Here is a 5716-nt window from a genome sequence, read left to right as displayed (position 1 = left end):
CCTTCACCTCAACGAACGCCAAGTCCACTCCCGGTGGTTCGCTCGACTTCTCCGCGGTGATCCGGGGCTTCCCAGAACCAGCCGAGCGTGCTCGCATGTCTCGCCTAACTTTGTACAAATGTTGCTTGCTCAGCCCATGCTCACGCGCATATGCCGAAAGCGTCTTACCCTCACGCTGCGCGGCTTCAATGTGCGCCATCGCATGCTCGCCAATCTTCTTTCCACCATCATTCATATAGCCACCCTCAGCCTGCTGAAAATGCTACATGCTCCTCTATTCAACGCCTGGCGCAAGGGGCGTGCTTGACCGATCGCTTACCTTTATCCTGGGCACCTTCCGTCTCTGAAAAAGACTGCGCGAGCAAATTGATGATTTCACTGACACGTTCGGTGAATACCTCGCGGGTTGCATCGGGAGCGCGCGCTACATCGTTGACCAACGCTGAAATTGGGCAACCTCTGCCGACGTTGTTCCGATGACTTTCTGACACATAGGTGCTTATCGCGCGCTGAGGCGCCGTCTTGAGCGCGTCCTGAATATGCTCGATGTCCTGCAACGCCATGATGAAAGCCTCGGTCACAAGCGCATCGCGTGACTCGAAATGCTTGTAGAAGCCGCCTACGGTCAAGCCAGCTTCTTTCATGATGTCGCCGACACTAATCCCGTCAATGCCGTGCTCGCGGAAACGACGTGCGGCGACCTCCACAATCCGCTGATGCGTGGCCAGTTTGTCAGCTTGTGAGTGCCTCATTTTTTCAGTCTCAAAGATGCGTTGTGCCGCGAGTCAATCGGCAATGCCGCTCGCGCGGCCCTTGCGCCAAAGCGATTAGTTTGCGGCAGCCGAGGACCTCACGATTGCCGTCAGTTGCAGCGTCCTGGCAATGCGAAAGCCGAGCTCCCGATACAGACGAACCGCGGAAACATTGCTGGTGAACACGTGAAGGAACGGTACTTTGTCGCGTTCCTGGATTGTTGCCGACAGATGCTCCATCAACACTCGACCCAACCCTCGTCCACGCCACTCCGGGAGCGTGCACACGGCGCTGATTTCAACGTACTTTCCGGCTGTCATTCGTTCGCCCGCCATCGCCACCAGCTGGCCGCCCTCCCTGATGCCAAAGAAGTGACCTAGTTCGTTGGTCCGGGCGTTGAATGGTCCGGGTTCCGTCAGCTCGGCGAGTCGGAGCATATCAGTCGTGTCGGCGGCACCGAGTCGCACGATCCGCTCATCGGACGATACGGCGAACCTGTTGGCGGCAATCATCTGATATGCAACAGCCTCGCGTACCACGTCGAAACCGGGCGGCAAGTCCGGTTTGCCCATCGTAAAGAATGAAAGACGCTGGGCTGGCTGCAGCATCGCGGCAACGCGCGAGACGCTTTGCGCGGTGTAATTTTGCGCGGCCCCGAACGGCGCAAATTCCGGTCGATACCGGGCCCCGCTCTCACGGCGCTCGACGAAGGCCGGGGACGCCTCGGTCAGAGCGATCCATACGGGATTGGCGAGGTATTCCTCAGTTGCGATTTCACTGGCTGCATCAATGCCGGAGGACTGCATGGCAAGCTCCTGTTTTGTTCGTCTTCTCTGCTGTGGGACCGCGCTCAGGCGAACTTTGCCGCGTGCTTCCTGATAAATGCCTGGACCGTCATTGGCGGCGTGCCGGTCAATTCCTCGATGAAGGAATTGGTGCCGGCGAAAATGCCTTCCTGGTAATCGACGGCGACAGACAGCAGATGCTGCGAGAAGGTGTCGCTAAATTTTGCGTCGCTGTCCAGGCGTTTTTTAAACAGGTCGAGATCGACCGGTTGATACTTCACCGACCTGCCCAACGCCTTGCTCATCTCTGCCGCAATCTCATGGTGATTCATCTCGACCGGCCCGTGCAGCGGATATACCTTGCCCGCGTGCGGTGCGGGGTCGCGAAGGATGGCGGCAATGACGCGGCCCTGGTCCTCTGCTGCGATAGGCGCGTGGCGCCCATCGCCAAAGGGAAGGCGCAATACGCCGTCCTTTTTGATGCTCGCGACTTGACCCGGGTAAGTGAGCCATTGAGCGAAGAACGTAGGGCGCAGATGCGTGACCGGCGTGCCAGCCCAGTCGAACACCTGCTCCGAGATCCAATGGTCTCGCGCGGCATGGCTTTTCGCCTCACGGCGCGCCGAAATCTGCGACATGTTCACAATGGATTCGATTCCGGTCTCACGCGCGGCCTGTGCGAACGAAGCGCTGGCCGCTATCCCTCCTGCCTCGATCGGATAAACGAAATAGGCCGATGAGATGCCTTCAAGCGCGCGTGCGACGTCGTCAATATCCGAGAGATCGCCGACCAGCACCTCGACGCCCTGCGCGCGCAGCCGCTCCGAACGGTCGTCCTCGCGTCGCACCAGGGTTCGTACCTGTTCGCCTGCAGCCAAAAGGCCAACTGTCGCTGCTCCGCCCGTGTCGCCAGTCGCGCCTGCGATAAAAAATTGTCGAAAAGCCATTTGAAAGCTCCACCGTTTCATTAATTGGGAAGGTGATGGGCGCTTCAGTCACCAGATCTGATTTAGAGTATAGTCATAATCCTTAGCGAAGATTGATGATAATCTCGTACTAGTCTTTTGCAGAATGCCCCTGTCGACGCAGCCGGCAAGCGCGTTTGGCAGCGTTCGGGAAGGCACGCTGCAGATGGAATTCGAAGGCCGCGTCCTTCCCGGACAACCCGTACATCGGAGAATGTTCCTGCCATGATCGCCCACACCTTCGCCTCACCCCGTCATTCCACGCGCTATTGGGAGGCCGGACCCGCCGAGGGGCCATTGATGATTTTCCTTCACGGCTGGCCTGGGGTCGGTCTGATGTGGCGCGCGCAGATCGAGGCTTTCGCGTCGGATGGCTGGCGCTGCATTGCGCCGGACATGCGCGGATACGGCGGCTCGTCGACGCCAGGCGCGCCCGAAGCCTATGCGCTCAAAGAGGTGGTTGACGACCTGGTCGAGCTTCATGACCATCTGGGCGCGAGTCCTGCAATATGGGTCGGCCACGACCTGGGCAGCCCGGTGGCCGGGGCGCTGGCTGCGCATCACGCGAAGCGCAGCCGCGCGGTTGTGTTCGTCAGCGTTCCGTATATGCCCGAGAGCTTCGGGTTGCGCAGTCTGCTGCCCCTGGTCGATCGGACGCTTTATCCCGCCGACCAGTATCCGGACGGCCAATGGGACTACTACCGCTTCTATCTGACGCATTTCGATCAGACCGTGACCGACTTCAATGCCGACATAGCGTCGTCACTGGCGGCGATCTATCGGTCTGGAGACCCTAAGTCCGTGGACCACGTCTATCGCTCTGCGCTGGTCTCGCGCAATGGAGGCTGGTTCGGTTCGGCACGTCGCGCGCCGGCGGTGGCGCCGGACGCGGCGCTCTGGCCGCCTGCTGACTTCGACGCGCTGGTTGATGCGTTCCGTGTGACGGGCTTTGGTCCGGGTAACGCCTGGTATCTGAACGATGACACCAACGTCGCCTATGCTCGAATTGCGCCCGACAGCGGCCGCCTGAGCCAGCCCGTACTGTTCGTGAACGGCGACTTCGATGGCATCTGCGACATCACCCGCAGCGCGCTCGGCGAACCCATGCGAAACGCCTGCACGGATCTGTCTGTGGCGACGCTGGACGCAGGCCACTGGCTTCCGCTCGAACATAAGGCTGAACTCGTCCAGTTGATCCGCACCTGGCTCGAGGCGAAGGGGCTGTCGTAGCCATCACGGACGCATTCTGACCCGCATCGGGTCCTGCACGTCGACTAAAGGAGTTCAATGAAATGAGTGCCTCGAACAGCGATGACATGACTTCAGATTTCAGCGAAGGCATCAAACAATACGACATCGAGACCAACGGCATTACCTTGCATGTGACAGAGCAAGGGGAGGGGCCAGCAGTACTGTTCTGCCACGGTTTTCCCGACACCGCCTATACGTGGCGCCGGCAGATGAAGGTCATCGCGTCTGCGGGATATCGGGCCATTGCCCCGGATATGCGGGGTTATGGGGAAAGCTCGGCCCCGCTCGACGCAAGCCTGTACACACCGTTGCACACGACAGGCGACCTGATTGGCCTGCTCGATGCGCTGGAGATTCCCCGCGCCATCCTCGTCGGTCATGACTGGGGCGCGACACATGCGTGGAACGCGGCGCTCATGCGCCCGGACAGATTCGCGGCGGTATTTTGCCTCAGTGTCCCTTTCGTGCCGCGCTCAGACGTCAGTGTCTTCGACAGGATGCGAAAGGCCGGGCTTCAAGACAAGTTCTATATGTTCGAGCAAATTCGGGCCGACGCCGACGAAATCTGGGCCAACGCCGCAGTGACCATTCCCGGCATGCTGTATTGGGCATCGGGTACCGCGCCCGCCGGCCAGCAGTGGAGTCCAATGGATCCGGCTCGAAGCCTTTATCGTGCTGCCCCTGGACCGGTGCCTTCGTGGGCGCCACCGGACTACGTCGCGCATAACATTGCGCAATTTCAGCGTACCGGTTTCCACGGAGGGTTGAATTACTACCGCGCGGCGGAGCCGTATTTCGCCTTGTCCGCTCCTTGGAAGGGCGCGAAGATCGTTCAGCCGTCTTTTTTTATCTGGGGCAAGGCGGACGGTCTGAAAGAGCTCTATCCGCTTAGCCTTAACGACCTTCGAGCCGGCTTGCCGGGCCTGGTTGGCGGGCTCGAACTCGATAACGTGGGGCATTGGGTACAACATGAGGCCGCCGCCGAAGTCAGCGACCAACTGCTGAAGTTCGTGCGTACTGTTGATCTCGCATGATGGTTACGTACACTGCCCGGTTTGCTCTCGTTTCAGGCTCCGGCTCGTGGAGCGAAGAAGATGGTGGCGTAACGCAGGCTCACGAGAGTCTTCAATGACCCTTGTACTCAAGGAACGGCGATCGACCAAGGGGACAACGGTTGTCCGAGTTGGGCCGACAAGAGGCGTTCACTCCTCCCGGCAGCCGAGCGGCCACGGAACCGTCAGGGGTAACGTCGAAAACAACAATTCACCCTTGCGGACAATGCGCTTAATTAACAGCGCCCGCCTTCCTACAATGTACATGCATCCTTCTCGTCTGCATTCCAATTCAATCAAGGAGACCGGGTCATGAACAAGGCAACCAGTACATTAGTCGCTGCCGTCGCCGCACTCACGTTGTCAGGCGGCGCTTATGCACAGAGCAACAACTCGCTGGCGCGACCGAGCGTAACGTCGCCGGTCGCTGCAACGGGCGGCTACGGCACGCCAGGCACCACCAACTCGGACAGTGGCAGGGCCGCCGGGGCGCCAAACTCGGGGCTGCCGAATAGCGTCAATGGCACGACGCCTGCGCCCACCGTATGGAAAAGCAATAATTCGCTGGCGCAACCGAGCGTAGCGTCGCCCGCGGCCGGTCAATAAACAGATGGGCGATAAAAACTAGACGTTAGCCGCGAGGTGTCATCGCCCATCGGATTCGTGGGCAATATCCCCTCGGCTATGGGGTGGACTTTTCCCACACCGTGGGCTTGCGGCGGAGAGATTGCGATTCTGCTTTCGAGCAAATGCCGGCCATCAGCGCGCATAGCGCAGTATCACCGTCGTCGATGGTCCTCGGCGAGCTTGTCTTGAATCCCAATCGTTGGAGCGCGTCTCCGTCTTCCGAAGTATCAACGAGAATCCGCGCGCGGTTATTCGCGGTTATTCGCGGTTATTCGCGGTTATT

7 protein-coding genes are annotated in these 5716 nt (G+C 59.7%); 3 read left to right on the top strand and 4 right to left on the bottom strand.

Annotation, left to right across the window (positions count from 1 at the left end; translation table 11 throughout):
• From BSU04_RS47155 to BSU04_RS22725, 4 genes are all read right to left on the bottom strand, one after another.
• Window positions 1–235: hypothetical protein (locus BSU04_RS47155; RefSeq protein ID WP_218827334.1), on the bottom strand; the 235-nt coding region annotated here is incomplete at its 3' end.
• A 43-nt stretch (window positions 236–278) separates the two neighbouring features.
• Window positions 279–707 carry a TetR/AcrR family transcriptional regulator gene (locus BSU04_RS22735; protein ID WP_179258399.1) on the bottom strand — a complete coding sequence of 143 codons (429 nt, stop codon included), beginning with the start codon at window positions 705–707 and terminating at the stop codon, window positions 279–281.
• A 120-nt stretch (window positions 708–827) separates the two neighbouring features.
• Window positions 828–1559, bottom strand: coding sequence for a GNAT family N-acetyltransferase (locus tag BSU04_RS22730; RefSeq protein WP_218827333.1), 732 nt, complete (start codon window positions 1557–1559; stop codon window positions 828–830).
• A 44-nt stretch (window positions 1560–1603) separates the two neighbouring features.
• Entirely contained in the window at window positions 1604–2485 is an 882-nt protein-coding gene (locus BSU04_RS22725) for an NmrA family NAD(P)-binding protein (RefSeq protein ID WP_089162688.1), read from the bottom strand.
• Between the two features lie 243 nt (window positions 2486–2728).
• Here BSU04_RS22725 and BSU04_RS22720 point away from each other — a divergent pair, with 243 nt between their 5' ends.
• From BSU04_RS22720 to BSU04_RS22710, 3 genes are all read left to right on the top strand, one after another.
• The gene (locus tag BSU04_RS22720; protein ID WP_089162687.1) at window positions 2729–3733 is read left to right on the top strand and encodes an alpha/beta hydrolase; all 1005 of its coding nucleotides are present in this window, start codon (window positions 2729–2731) and stop codon (window positions 3731–3733) included.
• A 62-nt stretch (window positions 3734–3795) separates the two neighbouring features.
• Complete coding sequence (locus tag BSU04_RS22715) at window positions 3796–4788, top strand: alpha/beta fold hydrolase (RefSeq protein WP_218827332.1); 993 nt, start codon at window positions 3796–3798, stop codon at window positions 4786–4788.
• Window positions 4789–5118: 330 nt separating this feature from the next.
• Complete coding sequence (locus tag BSU04_RS22710; protein ID WP_089162686.1) at window positions 5119–5412, top strand: hypothetical protein; 294 nt, start codon at window positions 5119–5121, stop codon at window positions 5410–5412.
• Window positions 5413–5716 lie beyond the last annotated feature (304 nt).

Origin of the sequence: Caballeronia sordidicola (assembly GCF_002220365.1) — a bacterium.
Lineage (GTDB): Bacteria > Pseudomonadota > Gammaproteobacteria > Burkholderiales > Burkholderiaceae > Caballeronia > Caballeronia sordidicola_C.
This window is presented reverse-complemented; position numbering and strand designations above follow the sequence as displayed.